Source organism: Marinobacter sp. LQ44 (assembly GCF_001447155.2).
Classification (GTDB): Bacteria; Pseudomonadota; Gammaproteobacteria; order Pseudomonadales; family Oleiphilaceae; genus Marinobacter.
In genome coordinates, this window is the sequence record NZ_CP014754.1 from 4,376,860 (window position 1) to 4,392,880 (window position 16,021).

Below are 16,021 nucleotides of genomic sequence, written 5' to 3' on the forward strand. Positions count from 1 at the left end.
GGTGAATGGTCGTCCCTGTGGCTGGTCAATGGGGTAAAGCGTGTTCCTCAGTCGTCGTAATCAGCCTTTTTCTTCCAGGTGCCATCATCCTGCAAGAAGTTATCCCATTCCCGGTCGAGCTTTGAGTGGCTCTCGGTTTGTGTGGTGCCGTCGGCCATACCGGCTTCAAGCTCCTTGATGCGTGTTCTGAAGCTCTTGACGGCTTTCATGGCCAGCGGATTATCTTTGGATTTACCCATTTCCGTGCTGGCCAGGTGGTATGCATGGATAGCCTTGCGGATCTGGTTCTGCCGGATATGGTCCCGGGCCTGGAAAACGTGCAGGTCGGCGTGGGTCTTGTGCACCAGAAACAGCACATGCTTCAGGTGCTTTTTGGCGCTGGCGGTGTCGAGCCGGCCGGCTTTGTGCATGGCCTCAATCATTTTGAACAGGCTTTGAAGCAGTTCTTTGACGTAGGTTGCTTTCTCGGGGGAGTCGATTCTGACCGATGCCCGGTTATCATTGTTCTCCAGTACCTGTTTCCTGGTCTGTTTGATGGTGTCGAGCCATTCGCTGACCGGTTGCTCGGACTTAAGCGCGACCAGATCGTGACAGGATTCCTCCATGCGCTTGAGCAGCAGCAGCTTGAGGTCGGGAGACAGGTACTGGGCCGGAATCTCCGAGAACAGGCGGTAGGCGCGATTGTATTCGTCTTCCCGGGCGGTCATCTTGCGAACCCGCTCAATCCGCGCCTTTTCACGCATCTGACTGATAACGATAATGACCAGTGAGACGGTGACGATCGCCGCGAGCAGCAGCACAATGGTGGTGGTATCCATGGTGTCGGTAATGGCTCCGGATTACAGTGAACGGACCGCCTTTGGGGGCGCGCCTCTAATTGTCAGATATTATTGGGTAACGCCCTGAAAGCCTAGCAGAAATCTGGGCAATCGTCCGTTTCCGGTTGTAAGTACAGGAAATACTTCATTCATTTAATGAATTGTGGGTTTCCTGTATATTGGTCTGGTGAATGTGTGGGCGGGCCAGACCGGTGCCGCCACTCTGCTTTCCAGGATTTTTTGCATGGACATTTCCCGGGTAGATCTCAATCTGCTTGTATACCTTGACGTGCTGCTGCGTGAACGCAATGTCACCAAGGCCGCCAATCATCTGGGCATCACCCAGCCTGCTATGAGCAACGGTTTGCGCCGGTTACGGGATCTGTTTGGCGACCCGTTGCTGGTGCGTACCAGTGAAGGCATGACAGCCACGGAGCGGGCCCGGGAACTGCAGCCGTTGGTCCGTGGCATTCTGTCGGACATTGAACAGGCGGTGCAGGAGAAAACCCCCTTTGCTGCCCAGGAGAGCCAGCGGGTATTCCGTATCATGGCCAGTGACTACGCGGAATCCTGTCTGATGCCCAGGGTGTTGCGGCGGATTCGCCAGGAGGCGCCCCACGTTACCCTGGACGTGCTGACCCCCAGCGACGTGAGCTTTCTGGATGTGGAGCAGGGCCGGCTGGATATGGCCATCAACCGTTTCGACAAGATTCCTCAATCGTTCCACCAGAAAACCTTGTGGATCGAGTATTTTGCCTGCCTGATGAATGCCCGTAATCCCATTCTTAAAGAGCCGTTTACCCTGGATACCTACCTGGATGCCAGCCATATCTGGGTCAGTAAAACCGGTTTTGGTGTGGGCGTGGGGGTGAACCCCAAGGATGTCCAGCGGCTGGGGTGGGTAGACGAAGCCTTGGGGCGAATGGGCCGCAAGCGGCAGATCTCGGTTTTCACCCGGCATTATCAGGTGGCCATGTTGCTGGCGGAGCAGCATGACCTGATTGCCACTCTGCCATCTCGCGCGGCCTGGTTGCAGAAAGACAACCCGAACCTGGTGGTGAAGGTGCCACCGTTCGAGATTCCGCCGTTCGAGCTGAAAATGGCCTGGAGTCCATTACTGCAGCACAACAGCGATCATCAATGGTTGCGTAAGCTGATTGCCGAGGTGGCGGAAGAAGTGGACGAGGAGTTTGCACCCTTCGGTGCCAGATTTGAGTCGCCACAAGCTACCCCGGGGCTGCATTCAGAGCGGTAGTTCCCGAAGTTCCAGCGAGCCCCGGCTAGCATCCCACATGCGCTGGAAGGCTTCCTCCATGAGCTTGACCCGGCCCGGGTTGGCAAAATTGGCGAAGCCTTCCGGCTTATTGAAATCGTGGCGGTACAGTACACCCTCACGGTCTGCCAGCAGGAACGGCTGGTTTTCCATCGGATAATCGGTGTTGACCAACCGCAGCTCAATCCGGCTGGTGAGCCGGCGCATCAGCTCTACCAGTTGGTGCCGGCGTTTAACCAACGGCTTGTCATCGTGAATCAGGATGCGCACTTCGCTAAGCCGGTGCCGGCGAGCCACCGCAGAGATCAGTTCCCGTAACGGGTAGCGGTCGTAGAGGCCGTGATCAAGCACGTCGTCATACAGCCATATGCGTTGGCCGGCTTGGGCTACCAATGAGTCCATCAATTCCAGCATGGTGCTTTCATCGCCGAACAGCCAGCTTTCGGAATCCTCGCCAAGAATCAGTGGCTTCGCGCGTTGATCACCTGGATTACTGGCCAGTGTGGGAGCCAGGCAGCGCATATCCAGGTGGGGAATGCCAGCGTCATCATAGATATCCGAGCAGATGTGAAAGCCGAAGCGTTGGTAGAACCCGGTGGCGTGCTGCTGGGCGGAGAGTTTCAGTTCCTGGAAGCGACCAGCGGATTCGGCCAGCAGGTGTCTGAGCAGGGCATCACCAGCCCCCCGGCCACGATACTCCGGCAACACCGCCATACGACCGATGTAACCGGTTTCCTCCATTGTGGAGAAAAGGCGAGCGGTAGCCACCGGTGTGTTGCTGTCATCCACCGCCAGGTAATGGTCAGCAATCTCGTCGGTGTCGTCCCACTCCAGCTCCGGTGGCACCTGCTGTTCCTCAACGAACACCCGTTGGCGGATGTCCCTGATGGATGATGGCGCCGGTTGCCAGCTGTATTTTCGGAATCTCAGGTTCATGGCTTACTCGAAATACACCGAGCCCTGGTTGTACAGATTGGTTAGCAGGCCAAGCAAGGCCTCGTCGCCGGCAAACTCTGCCAGCGCGGCCATATTCATCCTGGCGCTGGCGCAGAGTAGTGGCGCCAGTGGCCGGGCATCGCCTTTCAGAAGGTATTGTTCGCCATCCACAAACAGGGCAGTTTCACTGTCCAGTTCATGATAGGCGAAGCGGGAACCCTCGTTCCAGCGCAGTTGCTCGCCGGCGCGGATGGCTTCAGCCAGATCTTCTGCTTCTGCAGGTTCATCCGCCGGCACCACAATTTCCAGGCTCTTGGGAGCGGTGGCGAACTGGCCAAACCACAGGGCCAGGTTGCGGCGATCACCCAGTTGTTCACGGATGATGGTGTCCAGGCGGTTGATGACCTCCGGGCCGATGGTACCGGGGTTGTCCTGTACTCGAAGGTCCGGGTCATCCAGATGCTCGGCGGCTTTTTCTTTCTGACTGAGAAAATCGGTAAAACTGGTGAGCAAGTCATCGATGGTCGGGGCACGAAAACCCACGGACAGAGTAATACAGTCGTCTTCAGCCACGCCGTGGTGGCCTATACCCGGGGGCAGGTACAGCATGTCGCCCGGGGCCAGGGTGACGGTTTCCTCGCCATCCCAGCTGCTCAGGATGCGCAGTGGGGTGCCTTCTACTCTCGGCGAGGTATGGTCACAGTGGCCGCCGAACGTCCAGCGCCGGTGGCCCTGGGCCTGCAGCAGGAAAACATCATACATGTCGTAGTGGGGGCCAACGCTGCCACCTTTCGGGGCGTAGCTGGCCATGATGTCATCCAGACGCCAGTTGGGAATGAAGCGGAAGTTGTCGAGCAGGTCGGCAATCTCCGGTACCCAGTGGTCCAGGCCCTGAACCAGTAAGGTCCAGTCCTGTTCCGGCAAGTCACTGAAGCGGTCCGGGTTGAAAGGACCGTTGTGCAGTTGCCAGGGTTTACCGGCATCGTTCTCGATCACGATGCGAGATTCTACTGCTTCCTCACAGGCTAGCCCGGCCAGTTCGTCCGGACTGACCGGACACCGGAAGCCGGGAAATGCCTGACGGATAACCAGCGGCTTCTTCTGCCAGTAGTCCCGCAGAAATTCAGAAGCTGTCAGTCCGCCAAGCATGTCCATGGTGTTGCTCCAGGTTAAATATTGCCGGCCTGTTCGACGGCATTACCAATGTAGGTATCCGGTGTCAGGGCGCGCAGTTCGGCCTTGGCGTGCTCCGGAATATCCAGTGTTTCGACGAAATTCTTGATGACTTCCGGGCTCATGGCTTTGCCACGGGTCAAGTCTTTGAGCTTTTCGTAGGGTTTTTCGATGTTGTAACGGCGCATCACGGTCTGGATCGGCTCGGCCAGCACTTCCCAGGCGTTGTTCAGGTCTTCGTTGAGGCGGGCCGGGTTGATTTCCAGTTTGCCCAGGCCCTTCAGGGTAGCCTCATAGGCAATCAGGCTGTGAGCAAAGCCCACGCCCAGATTACGCAGCACTGTGGAGTCGGTCAGGTCACGCTGCCAGCGGGAGATTGGCAGCTTGGCAGACAGGTGGCTGAAGAGCGCGTTGGCGATGCCCAGGTTGCCCTCGGAGTTCTCGAAGTCGATGGGGTTTACCTTGTGGGGCATGGTGGAGGAGCCAATCTCGCCGGCCACTGTCTTCTGTTTGAAGTAGCCCAGGGAGATGTAACCCCAGATGTCCCGGTCCAGATCGATCAGGATGGTATTGAAGCGGGCAATGGCGTCATACAGTTCGGCGATGTAGTCGTGGGGCTCGATCTGAGTGGTGTACGGGTTCCAGTCCAGGCCCAGGCTCTCAATGAACTCTTCGGCGTTGGCTGCCCAGTCCACATCCGGATAGGCGGACAGATGGGCGTTGTAGTTGCCGACCGCACCGTTGATCTTGCCCATGATTTCCACTTCGCGGATTTGCATCAACTGGCGGCGCAGGCGATACACTACGTTGGCCAGTTCCTTGCCGACGGTGGTGGGAGACGCGGTTTGTCCGTGGGTGCGAGACAGCATGGGCTGTTCGGCATGTTCCTTGGCCAACTCGGCCAGTTTGTCGACGACTTTGTCCATAGCCGGCAACAGGCCGTGGTCCAGGCCTTCGCGCAGCATCAGCCCGTGAGACAGGTTATTGATGTCTTCGGAAGTGCAGGCAAAGTGAACGAATTCGGTCACCGCGTGCAGTTCGGGCACATCGGCTATCTTTTCTTTGATCAGGTACTCGACCGCTTTGACATCGTGGTTGGTGGTGCGTTCGATGTCCTTGATGCGCTCGGCGTCAGCCAGGCTGAATTCGCTGACCATTTTGTCCAGGAAGGCGTTGGCTTCGTCGGAGAATGCTGGCACTTCGGTAATGGCCGGGTGAGCGGCCAGTTTCTGCAACCAGCGGATTTCGACAGTTACCCGGTTACGGATCAGGCCGTATTCACTGAAGATGCTGCGAAATACGCTGACTTTACTGCCGTAGCGACCATCGACCGGGGAAATGGCGGTCAGGGCGGTGAGTTCCATCGAAAACCTCTCAGTTCATCAAAGAAAAATCGGATCGGGAATATTAAGAAGGCGCTAATGATACACCAGAGGGCGCTGCGAATCAGCGCAGCAACTCCCGGGCGTGCATGATGACCTTTTTGCGTTTGAAGATCAGCTGCCAGCGGTGGCCGCCGCTCTGACGCCAGAGCACTGCCGAGCGGATACCAGCCAGCAACAGGGCGCGGACCTTCGCTGCATTTTCTTCCCGCTGCAGCACCTGGGGGTTGCCGCTGACCTGAATGCGTAGGCGGAACGTGCTGATGGTGTCTGTGTAAATGGACGCCAGATTGCCGATCAGGTTGCTGTGGGTGTATCCGAAGTGGCTGGCGGTATGCCGTGCCTGTTCAATCCGGCTGCCAATCACATCGAGCATGTCGCCGTCGCGTTTGAGTTTGGACTCGAGATGAACGAGGTTCAGCACGTATCGCAATATCTCGACGTCCTGTGGGCGGCTCTGTTGCGCCAGTGAGGTAGACAGGGCCTCCAGGCCTTCACGGATGTCGGACAATTCGCCCCCGTAAACATCCAGGGTGGACGCTGGATCGGTGGCGAACAGAGAGCGTATGCAGGTTTCCAGGGACTCGTCGCTACAGCTCCCATTATGGGCAATCTGCCGCACCAGTGCTGCTGCCTGGAACAGGCCAGCCAACGCCAGGGTCTGGTCGTGCAGGGATTTGCTCATGCGCGGGCCCCTGCATCGACAGTTAGCTCCAGCCGTGATGGCAGCGCTTCGCCATCCCGCCAGGTGTGTTCGATCACGCCGCCGCCCAGGCAGACATCGCCCTGATAGAACACCACGGACTGGCCGGGTGTGACGGCTCGCTGGGCATCGTCAAAGACCACTTTGACGCCGCCTTCGATAACGGTCACTTCGCAGTCCTGGTCTGGCTGGCGATAGCGGGTTTTTGCTTTGCAGCGGAAGCTCCGGGTGGGCGGCTCACCAGCCACCCAGTCAATGGCACCAGACACCAGGCCGCGGGAAAACAGCAGTGGGTGGTTCTTGCCCTGAACGGCAATCAGTACATTGCGGGACAGGTTTTTTTCAGCCACATACCAGGGCTCGTCGCCAAATTCCGCGAGGCCGCCGATACCCAGCCCCTGGCGCTGGCCAATGGTGTGATACATCAGGCCCTGATGTTTGCCGATCACTTTGCCTTCCGGTGTTTCGATGTCGCCGGGCTGGGCCGGCAGGTACTGCTTCAGGAAGTCGGTGAACTTGCGCTCGCCGATGAAGCAGATACCGGTAGAATCTTTTTTGTCGTGGGTAACAAAGCCTTGTTCCTCGGCAATACGGCGAACTTCCGGTTTTTCCAGCTCTCCTACCGGGAACAAGGTGCGCGCAATACGGTCACCAGACACCGCGTGCAGGAAGTAGCTCTGATCCTTGTTGGGGTCCAGACCCTTCAGCAGTTGAGCCTTTCCAGTGCCGTCATTAAGAGGGCGCTGGCGGGTGTAGTGGCCGGTAGCGATGTAGTCGGCGCCCAGGGTGACGGCATAATCCAGAAATGCCCGGAATTTAACTTCCTTGTTGCACAGGATGTCCGGGTTGGGGGTGCGCCCTGCGCTGTATTCTGACAGAAAGTGCTCAAACACCCGGTCCCAGTATTCAGCCGCAAAACTGGCGGTGTGCAGCTTGATACCAATGGCATCCGCCACTGCCTGGGCATCGGCGAGGTCGGTCATGGCGGTGCAGTACTCAGTACCGTCGTCTTCATCCCAGTTTTTCATGAACAGGCCTTCCACCTGGTAGCCCTGGTCTTTCAGAAGCCAGGCGGCAACAGAGGAGTCCACGCCACCGGACATGCCGACAATCACGCGGGTGTTCTTGGGAGTACTGGAGTCAGGATTCTGGATCATGAGCCTTTCGGTAGCCGGTTGAAAAGGGCGATTTTATCATCTTGTGGTGGTTACGTCTGGTCATCCACCACGACATCAAGGGGGAATTGCCGGCCATTTCGGTAATCCTCGATACAGCGCAGCACCAACGGGCTGCGGAGCTTGTCGCCGAGGCCCCGAATTTCTTCAATGCTGAGCCAGTGCGGCTGGATAATGCCGGTGTCCAGCTCCGTGGTGACCTGCTTTATCGCGCGGGCGGCGTAGCAAAAGCGGTGATAGGTAACGCCGTTGGCCGGTGCTTTATAGGTGTATACGCCCAAAAAGAACTGAGGCTCCACTTCCCAGCCGGTCTCTTCCAGGGTTTCACGGCGCACCGCATCCAGCACGGCTTCGTTTTCTTCAATGTGGCCCGCTGGTTGATTGAACACCACCTTGTCGTTGCTGATTTCCTCAACCAGCAGAAACTGACCCTGTTCGTTCTCGACCACAACGGCGACGGTGGCATGGGGTTTCCAGGTCATGGTTAACGGGGTCTCCTGTGTCTGAACGGGCGCGATTTGTGGCGGCCGGGTTTCGGTTTGCTGGTTACCGGGCTGTCGGGCAGGTGCACAGCCTCAAGCCGATACTGGCCGGGCGCGAGGTTGTCGAGCGTCCAGTCACCAATCCGGTACCGAATAAGTCTAAGGGTAGGGTAGCCAACGGCTGCTGTCATGCGCCGTACCTGGCGGTTGCGGCCTTCGGTGATGGTGAGCTCAAGCCAGCTGGTCGGAATGGTTTCCCGGTGTCGGACTGGCGGAAACCTGGGCCAGACGGTCGGTTCGTTCATTCGGCGGGCTGTGGCGGGCCGGGTTAACCCATCTTTCAGCTTAACGCCCTGACAAAGCTGCTCAATGGCCTGCTGGGAAATCTCACCCTCCACCTGTACCCAGTAGGTTTTTGGCATCTTGTTGTCGGGAGCGGCAATTCGATGTTGTAGCGGGCCGTGGTTGGTCAGCAGGAGCAAGCCTTCGGAGTCATAGTCCAGTCGGCCGGCGGGGTAGAAGCCCGGTTTCCTGATCCAGTCGGCGAGTGTTGCGCGGGGATTGTTCTGGCGTTCGTCGGTGAACTGGCTTAACACCTGAAATGGCTTGTTGAATAGAATCAGCTCCGCCATGCACGGGGTCCTGTCTCGCTAACGGGTGCTCGAAAGCGGCAAGCGTATAGGATTAACCCCTGTGAAAAAAGCATAAAAAAACGTACCTGCCAGCTGAACTGGCAGGTGAGAGTGATTGGCCAAGGCGCCTTCTCAGGCGTTAACGGCTCTGGGCGGATACCCGTCCCGGCCTGACGATTGGTCCCGGGAGGACGGCTCAGACTGCTTGCCCCCAATTTCAGAAGGCTGCTTTGCCTGGGTTTCGTCAGGAACGATATTGACGGCGTGCACCCCTTTGTCACTGGGCTTTTTCTCAAAGGTGACCGCCTGGCCAGCTTTCAGCGTTTTATAGCCGTCCATTTGCACCGAAGAGAAGTGGGCGAACAGGTCATCGCTGCAGCCGTCTTCGATGATAAAGCCGTATCCCTTGGCGTTGTTGAACCATTTGACCTTGCCTCTAGGCATGATGAACTCCCCTGTTCCTTTGCTGTCACTCTTATTATTGGAATTGCTGCCTGAGACCCGGACGGGCCGGGTCATAAATGGTGCGATTCGACATGGCAGGTGTCGCCTGCTGTTACATGCCGGTTGCACAGGTTTACATTATTTTACAATGCACCTTAACTGTCGGCCAAACCCGGGCTCGAGTCAAGGGGCAGTAGTCGCCGAATGAGTGGTTCAACAAGGTCCGGAAGCGGTATCATGTCCGTATTGATAAATAACTCACGCTTGAACCGGGCTTTCGCTTGAAAACCGGGTTGCGGGCAACCACATTTAGTCAGGAAACCGAATAACCGGTAAACAGAACCATGCGGACAATTGAGAATTCTCTACTAGTATTTAATCAGGGGGAGGACGAACAGCCCGGGCGTCATGACGGTGTTAGTGTTGCGCCCGAGAAGCCAGCTCTGAAGCGCCCGGCCCGGTATCGGGTTGTGCTCCTGAACGATGACTACACACCCATGGATTTCGTGGTGGATGTACTGATGAAGTTCTTCGGAATGAACGAAGAAAAGGCGACGCAGGTGATGCTGCTCGTCCATACGCAGGGAAAAGCCGTATGTGGGGTATATACCCGTGACATCGCGGAAACAAAGGCGGCACAGGTGAACCAGTATTCTTCGGAATGCGAGCATCCGCTCCTTTGCGAGATTGAACGTGCGGACTGATAGACGGCGGGGTGGCCCATGCTGAGCAAAGATCTTGAAATTACGCTGAATACGGCCTTCAAAAATGCCCGTGACAAGCGCCATGAATTCATGACGGTCGAGCATTTGTTGCTGGCTCTCCTCGATAACGAATCGGCGGTGGGTGTCCTCAAAGCCTGTGGTGCAGATCTCAAGCGCCTTGAAGATGAACTGGTCGAATTTGTCGACTCCACTACACCATTAATTCCAAGCACCGACAGCGAGCGTGAAACCCAGCCAACGCTGGGATTCCAGCGAGTGCTGCAGCGAGCAGTATTCCACGTCCAGTCCTCTGGCAAGAAAGAGGTAACCGGTGCCAATGTACTGGTGGCTATCTTCAGCGAGCAGGAGAGCCAGGCGGTATATGTCCTGAAGAAGCAGAGCATTGCCCGGATTGATGTGGTCAATTTCGTATCCCACGGTATCTCACGGGTTCAGGGCGCGGAAGACCAGGAGGGCGCTGACCATGCTGCCCATGAAGAGGCTGGTGAGGAAGGCTCCCAATCCAGGCCTTTGGAAAGCTATGCCACCAATCTGAATGAACAGGCCCGGCAGGGCCGTATCGACCCGTTGATTGGTCGCGAGCACGAAGTAGAGCGTGTGGTCCAGATACTGGTGCGCCGTCGCAAGAACAATCCGTTGTTGGTGGGCGAGGCCGGTGTTGGCAAGACCGCTATTGCCGAAGGGCTGGCCAAGCGTATTGTGGATGGCCAGGTGCCGGAGATCATTTCCGATGCGGTGGTGTATTCGCTGGATATGGGCGCCCTGCTGGCGGGCACCAAGTACCGGGGCGATTTTGAGAAGCGCCTGAAGGGCTTGCTGAGTGATCTGAAGAAGCAGAATCACGCCATTCTGTTTATTGACGAGATCCACACCATCATTGGTGCAGGTTCGGCCTCGGGTGGGGTGATGGATGCATCCAACCTGCTCAAGCCCATGCTGAGCTCCGGAGAGTTGCGTTGCATCGGTTCCACCACCTTCCAGGAATTTCGCGGCATCTTCGAGAAAGACAGTGCTTTGGCACGTCGCTTCCAGAAGATCGATGTGAACGAGCCGAGCGTCGAGGATACCTACCAGATTCTCAAAGGGCTTAAGCCGAGCTTCGAGAAGCACCACGACCTGAAGTACACCGACAAGGCGCTTCGGGTGGCTGCTGAGCTGGCGGACCGCTACATCACCGATAGGCATCTGCCAGACAAGGCCATCGATGTGATCGACGAAGCCGGCGCAAGGCAGCGCCTGCAACCAGAAGACAAGCGCAAGAAGACCATTGATGTTACCGACATTGAAGACGTGGTCGCGAATATCGCCCGGATTCCGCCGAAGAATGTGTCCACCAGCGACAAGGATCTGCTGCGTAACCTTGAGCGCGATCTGAAAATGGTGGTATTCGGACAAGACCCGGCCATCGAATCTCTGGCGACAGCTATCAAGCTGGCCCGTGCCGGCTTGAAAGCGCCGGAGAAACCGGAAGGTGCCTTCCTGTTTGCCGGCCCCACTGGGGTTGGTAAAACAGAAGTGACCAAACAGCTGGCGAAGGTGCTTGGCATAGAGCTTGTGCGGTTCGACATGTCCGAGTACATGGAGCGGCATACCGTGTCTCGGCTGATTGGTGCGCCTCCGGGTTATGTCGGCTATGACCAGGGTGGCCTGCTGACCGAGGCGGTTAACAAGCATCCGCATTGCGTGTTGTTATTGGATGAAATTGAAAAGGCCCATCCGGAAGTGTTCAACCTGCTGCTGCAGGTGATGGACCACGGCACCTTGACCGACAACAATGGTCGGAAGGCCGATTTCCGTCACGTGATTCTGGTGATGACCACCAACGCCGGTGCTGAGAGTATGGCTCGCCGTTCCATTGGCTTCAGCGAGCAGGACCACAGCACCGATGGCATGGAAGTGATCACCAAGACCTTTACGCCGGAGTTCCGTAACCGCCTGGACGGCATTATCCAGTTTGCCGACCTGCAGAAGGAAACCATCACCCACGTGGTCGACAAGTTCCTGACCGAACTTCAGGCCCAGCTGGATGAGAAGCACGTGGTGCTGCACGTGGACCATGCGGCTAAATCCTGGCTGGCAGAGAAGGGCTACGATGTCACCATGGGAGCCAGACCGATGGCTCGCCTGATCCAGGACAAGATCAAGCGGCCGCTGGCGGAGCAGATTCTGTTTGGCCGGTTGTCGGAGAAGGGCGGAGACGTGTTCATTCAATTGAAGGACGATGAGCTGGTCTTTGACTATGAGGACGAGCCAGCCGAAGCGGTCTGACCGCAATCGTTGGTAATGGAAGCCGCTGTCGGGCTATGCCCGGCAGCGGTTTTTTGTGGTGCGCCGTGACGGGCGCTGTCTTGGTGCAGGTGGCGCTGGCTGTTAACCGGTTGAAATATAGGCTGATTGAAAGCAAAAATGCCCCGGGCGATGTCCGAGGCATTTGTGGGCCTGCTAAGAAGCTATGTAAATTGAGTTTTTACACAGCCTCCAAAAGCGGGGCTTTTCAGATGTCACTGAAGCATTAACGGGCGCGGTACACAATGCGGCCCTTGCTCAGGTCATAGGGAGTCAGCTCGACCTTGACCTTGTCGCCAGTCAGGATGCGGATGTAGTTCTTGCGCATTTTTCCTGAGATGTGAGCGGTTACAACGTGACCGTTGGCCAGCTCAACGCGGAACATGGTGTTGGGAAGGGTGTCGATAATAACCCCTTCCATTTCAATGACATCTGATTTCGCCATTCAGTAAAAACCTCGTTCGGGAATGCTTTCGGTGATTTTAAATTGCGCAATTCTGCCTGATTTCTTAACGTTTGGCAAAAATCAGTCCAATTGCATCTCTCGCCAGTGGCCGTCGCGCAGGGCTTCAATCGGAGTAAAGCGGGTTTTGTAGTTCATTTTCCGGCATTCTTTGATCCAGTACCCCAGATAAAGATGGGGCAATTCCCGCCGGCGGGCTTCTTCAATTTGCCAGAGCACGGCAAAGGTTCCCAGGCTTCGGTGTTCCAGTTCCGGGGCGAATATGGTGTAGATGGCCGACAGGCCATCGTCCAGCAGATCCACTGCGGCCAGCCCCACCAGTTCACTGTCCAGGGAAATCTCCAGGAACCAGGAGTCTGTTGCACCCTCTACCAGAAACGACATGAACTGCTCCCGGGAGGGTGGGTACATGTCCCCGTCCTTATGGCGTTCCTCTATATAGTGGGCATAGAGGCGATAGTAGCGCTCGCTGAAGGCGGCTGGCACCAGTCTGCAGCTGAGGTCCTCGTTCTTGCGCAGCACCCGCCGTTGATTGCGATCAGGCTTGAATTCATCCACTTTCAGGCGAACAGGCACACAGGCGTTGCAGTCTTCGCAGTGGGGGCGGTAGTAATGTGAGCCGCTGCGACGAAAGCCAAGGGCCGTCAACTGGCTGTAGAGTTTTTTGTCGATGTGGGCCCGTGGGTCCACAAACATGGTGGTGGCTTCGCGGTCTGGCAGGTAGCTGCAATCATGGGCTGGTGTTGCAAAGAAAACCAGGGTTCTGAGGTTGCTCATTCATGCCTCCGGGCCGGGCCAGCGCCAGGTAAATGTCCAGTCTGGCTGATCTGCTTTCCGATCCACACATGCCCTGAGTATAGATAAAAATTCCGCCCGCGGGATAGCCCTGGCACCCATGCTCAGCAGGTGGCTGCTCTCAACCTGGCAGTCCATCATCTGGTAGTCCCAGGCTGCCAGTTGGTTGGCAAGGTGCACCATTAGCACCTTGGAGGCATTGGTCTCCAGAGAAAACATCGACTCACCGAAGAAGCATCGCCCCAGCGCCAGGCCGTACATGCCGCCAGCCAGCTCGCCCTGTTGATTCCAGATTTCAATGGAGTGGGCGATGGCTTGCCGGTGCAGCCTGGTGTACGCGGTGACCATGTCATCCGTAATCCAGGTGCCCTCGGCACGGGTGTTTGCGCAAAGGCGGATGATCCGGCTGAAACACTGGTCGGCGGTGACCTCGAAACGACGCTGGTTCAGGGTGCGCCGCAGGCTACGGGAGATGTGAATCTCGTTGGGGAAGAGCACGCAACGTGGGTTGGGCGACCACCAGAGGATGGGCTGGTCGTCACTGAACCAGGGAAAGATGCCGTTGCGATAAGCCAGCAACAGTCTCTCTGATGACAGGTCGCCACCCAGGGCCAGCAGGCCGTCCGGGTCATCCAGTGCTTCGTCTGCCGGGGGGAACCAGAGCTGATCCGGGTCCAGCCAGGGTAGCGACGTCATGTTGTGGTTACCTGGATCAGTCCTGTTGATCCAGGAATTTTTCAGCATCCAGGGCGGCCATGCAGCCAAATCCGGCAGAAGTAACCGCCTGGCGATACACGTGGTCAGCCACATCGCCCGCGGCAAACACGCCGGGAATGCTGGTTTGGGTTGCCATGCCGTTGAGCCCGGAATTGATGCGGATGTAACCGTTATCCATCTCGAGCTGGCCTTCAAACAGGCCGGTGTTGGGCTTGTGGCCAATGGCGATAAAGACACCGGCCAGGTCGATATCCCGGGTGTTGCCGTCTTCCGTGCTCTTGATGCGCATGCCGGTAACCCCTGTGCCATCACCGAGTACTTCGTCCAACGTGTGGTTCCAGACAATCTTCACATTGCCGTTCTGAGCTTTTTCAAACAGTTTGTCCTGAAGGATTTTTTCTGCACGCAGCTTGTCTCGACGGTGAACCAGTGTCACCTCGTCGGCAATGTTGGAAAGATACAGCGCTTCCTCCACGGCGGTATTGCCGCCGCCAATCACCGCCACCTTTTGCTTGCGGTAGAAGAACCCGTCACAGGTGGCGCAGGCAGATACGCCCTGGCCCTTGAACTTCTCCTCAGACTCAAGACCCAGGTACATGGCGGAGGCGCCGGTGGCGATGATCAGGGCGTCACAAGTGTATTCGCCTCCATCGCCTTTCAGGCGGAAGGGGCGGCTCTGCAGGTCAGTTTCGTTGATGGTGTCGTAGATGGTGTTGGTGTCAAAACGCTCAGCGTGTTTTTGCATGCGCTGCATCAACTCCGGGCCCTGAACGCCGTCGTTGTCGCCCGGCCAGTTGTCTACGTCGGTGGTGGTGGTGAGCTGACCACCCACTTCAATACCGGTAATCAGTGTCGGGTTCAGGTTGGCGCGCGCGGCGTAGACTGCAGCAGTGTAGCCGGCCGGGCCGGAGCCAAGAATGATCAGTCGGGAGTGTCGGGTTTCGCTCATGGAATGCTCGCTGGTATTTGGTATACAGGTTCAGCCCGGCGTGGCGGGCTGCTCATTTAAGAGGAAGGTGAAAGGCTAACATGAAATAGCCAGGCTGCCATTCGTTTCCAGTAATCCGGTTAATTAAGCTTTGCTATATGGGCTTTGCGGGATTATTCAAGTACTGAGACGGTGGTCAGCAACTGCCGGACCCGTTCCTTGCTTTTGCCGGACTCTCCCTGTTCAAGGCGATGTTCGGCAACAGACGGAAAGACCGCCTGAATATCGTCGGGCAGCACATGATTACGGTCTGCCATCAATGCCCAGGCTTTGGCGGCCCGGAGTAATCCGAGGCCTGCCCTCGGGGAGAGGCCGTACAGCAGTCCGGGCATGCGACGGCTTTGTTCAAGCAGCCGCTGTAGGTAGTCCAGCAGGGCCGGGCTGGCAGTGACTTCGTTCACGGCACCTTGCAGTGCCTGCAGTTGATCGTGGGGGAGGATGGCCTGGAGCCTGTCTGTGAGAGTCTTACGATCCTCACCTTCCAGCAGTTCCCGCTCGGCTTTCGGATCCGGATATCCAAGGCGCAGGCGCATCAGGAAGCGGTCAAGCTGGGATTCGGGCAACGGAAAGGTGCCGCCCTGTTCGATCGGGTTCTGGGTGGCAATCACGAAAAACGGCGAGGGCAGCGGCCGGGTTTCGCCCTCGATTGACACTTGTCGCTCTTCCATGGCCTCCAGCAGCGCACTTTGGGTGCGGGGCGACGCCCGGTTGATTTCGTCTGCCAGAACAACCTGGGCGAAGATCGGGCCCGGATGAAAAACCAGGCTGCCGGCCTGCTTGTCATACATGGAATAGCCCAGAACATCGGCGGGTAGCAGATCGTTGGTGAACTGGATACGCTGGTAACTCAGGCCCATGATCTTGGCCAGGGCGTGGGACAGGGTAGTCTTGCCCATCCCGGGAATGTCCTCGATCAGCAGGTGACCGCGGGCCAGCAATCCGCACAGGGCCAGCCGAACCTGGGTGTCCTTGCCCAGCAGTATCTTGTTGAGCTCGGTAACAACGCTATCGATCTTCTGTTTCATGCAG

Annotated in this window: 17 protein-coding genes; 3 read left to right on the plus strand and 14 right to left on the minus strand. The window is 57.3% G+C overall.

Annotation, left to right across the window (positions count from 1 at the left end):
• Nucleotides 1-47: 47 nt before the first annotated feature.
• Nucleotides 48-818, minus strand: a complete 771-nt coding sequence (locus tag ASQ50_RS20000; RefSeq protein WP_058089543.1) for a hypothetical protein — start codon at nucleotides 816-818, stop codon at nucleotides 48-50.
• A 244-nt stretch (nucleotides 819-1,062) separates the two neighbouring features.
• On the opposite strand from ASQ50_RS20000, the gene ASQ50_RS20005 reads away from it, so the two are divergent.
• Nucleotides 1,063-2,073 carry a LysR family transcriptional regulator gene (locus tag ASQ50_RS20005; protein WP_058089869.1) on the plus strand — a complete coding sequence of 337 codons (1,011 nt, stop codon included), beginning with the start codon at nucleotides 1,063-1,065 and terminating at the stop codon, nucleotides 2,071-2,073.
• Here ASQ50_RS20005 and ASQ50_RS20010 read toward each other — a convergent pair.
• The 8 genes from ASQ50_RS20010 to ASQ50_RS21750 all read right to left on the minus strand — a co-directional run bounded on the left by ASQ50_RS20010 (nucleotide 2,062) and on the right by ASQ50_RS21750 (nucleotide 9,018).
• The gene (locus tag ASQ50_RS20010) at nucleotides 2,062-3,027 is read right to left on the minus strand and encodes a GNAT family N-acetyltransferase (RefSeq protein ID WP_058089544.1); all 966 of its coding nucleotides are present in this window, start codon (nucleotides 3,025-3,027) and stop codon (nucleotides 2,062-2,064) included. The genes ASQ50_RS20005 and ASQ50_RS20010 overlap by 12 nt on opposite strands.
• Before the next feature lie 3 nt (nucleotides 3,028-3,030).
• Nucleotides 3,031-4,182 carry a cupin domain-containing protein gene (locus tag ASQ50_RS20015; protein WP_058089545.1) on the minus strand — a complete coding sequence of 384 codons (1,152 nt, stop codon included), beginning with the start codon at nucleotides 4,180-4,182 and terminating at the stop codon, nucleotides 3,031-3,033.
• Between the two features lie 14 nt (nucleotides 4,183-4,196).
• Complete coding sequence (gene purB / locus ASQ50_RS20020) at nucleotides 4,197-5,564, minus strand: adenylosuccinate lyase (RefSeq protein ID WP_058089546.1); 1,368 nt, start codon at nucleotides 5,562-5,564, stop codon at nucleotides 4,197-4,199.
• Nucleotides 5,565-5,646: 82 nt separating this feature from the next.
• Nucleotides 5,647-6,267, minus strand: a complete 621-nt coding sequence (hflD, locus tag ASQ50_RS20025; RefSeq protein WP_058089547.1) for a high frequency lysogenization protein HflD — start codon at nucleotides 6,265-6,267, stop codon at nucleotides 5,647-5,649.
• Complete coding sequence (gene mnmA / locus ASQ50_RS20030) at nucleotides 6,264-7,442, minus strand: tRNA 2-thiouridine(34) synthase MnmA (RefSeq protein WP_058089548.1); 1,179 nt, start codon at nucleotides 7,440-7,442, stop codon at nucleotides 6,264-6,266. Before mnmA ends, hflD begins: the two co-directional genes overlap by 4 nt.
• Nucleotides 7,443-7,492: 50 nt before the next feature.
• Nucleotides 7,493-7,942, minus strand: a complete 450-nt coding sequence (locus ASQ50_RS20035; protein ID WP_058089549.1) for an NUDIX hydrolase — start codon at nucleotides 7,940-7,942, stop codon at nucleotides 7,493-7,495.
• A 2-nt stretch (nucleotides 7,943-7,944) separates the two neighbouring features.
• Nucleotides 7,945-8,574 carry a pseudouridine synthase gene (locus ASQ50_RS20040; protein ID WP_058089550.1) on the minus strand — a complete coding sequence of 210 codons (630 nt, stop codon included), beginning with the start codon at nucleotides 8,572-8,574 and terminating at the stop codon, nucleotides 7,945-7,947.
• 132 nt (nucleotides 8,575-8,706) lie between these two features.
• Nucleotides 8,707-9,018, minus strand: coding sequence for a cold shock domain-containing protein (locus ASQ50_RS21750; RefSeq protein ID WP_058089870.1), 312 nt, complete (start codon nucleotides 9,016-9,018; stop codon nucleotides 8,707-8,709).
• A 344-nt stretch (nucleotides 9,019-9,362) separates the two neighbouring features.
• On the opposite strand from ASQ50_RS21750, the gene clpS reads away from it, so the two are divergent.
• Together clpS and clpA are read left to right on the plus strand one after the other, a co-directional pair.
• The gene (clpS, locus tag ASQ50_RS20050; protein WP_058089551.1) at nucleotides 9,363-9,722 is read left to right on the plus strand and encodes an ATP-dependent Clp protease adapter ClpS; all 360 of its coding nucleotides are present in this window, start codon (nucleotides 9,363-9,365) and stop codon (nucleotides 9,720-9,722) included.
• A gap of 18 nt (nucleotides 9,723-9,740) precedes the next feature.
• A complete protein-coding gene (gene clpA, locus ASQ50_RS20055) occupies nucleotides 9,741-12,011 on the plus strand; it encodes an ATP-dependent Clp protease ATP-binding subunit ClpA (protein ID WP_058089552.1) in 2,271 nt (756 codons plus the stop codon).
• A gap of 244 nt (nucleotides 12,012-12,255) precedes the next feature.
• On the opposite strand, the gene infA is transcribed toward clpA, so the two are convergent.
• The 5 genes from infA to ASQ50_RS20085 form a co-directional block, all read right to left on the minus strand.
• Entirely contained in the window at nucleotides 12,256-12,474 is a 219-nt protein-coding gene (gene infA / locus ASQ50_RS20065; protein ID WP_058089554.1) for a translation initiation factor IF-1, read from the minus strand.
• Nucleotides 12,475-12,555: 81 nt separating this feature from the next.
• Complete coding sequence (locus ASQ50_RS20070) at nucleotides 12,556-13,269, minus strand: arginyltransferase (RefSeq protein WP_058089555.1); 714 nt, start codon at nucleotides 13,267-13,269, stop codon at nucleotides 12,556-12,558.
• Entirely contained in the window at nucleotides 13,270-13,983 is a 714-nt protein-coding gene (gene aat, locus ASQ50_RS20075; RefSeq protein ID WP_058089556.1) for a leucyl/phenylalanyl-tRNA--protein transferase, read from the minus strand.
• Between the two features lie 16 nt (nucleotides 13,984-13,999).
• On the minus strand, nucleotides 14,000-14,953 hold the full coding sequence (trxB, locus tag ASQ50_RS20080; protein WP_058089557.1) for a thioredoxin-disulfide reductase: 954 nt from the start codon (nucleotides 14,951-14,953) through the stop codon (nucleotides 14,000-14,002).
• Between the two features lie 152 nt (nucleotides 14,954-15,105).
• Nucleotides 15,106-16,017, minus strand: a complete 912-nt coding sequence (locus ASQ50_RS20085; RefSeq protein WP_058089558.1) for an AAA family ATPase — start codon at nucleotides 16,015-16,017, stop codon at nucleotides 15,106-15,108.
• Nucleotides 16,018-16,021: the final 4 nt, after the last annotated feature.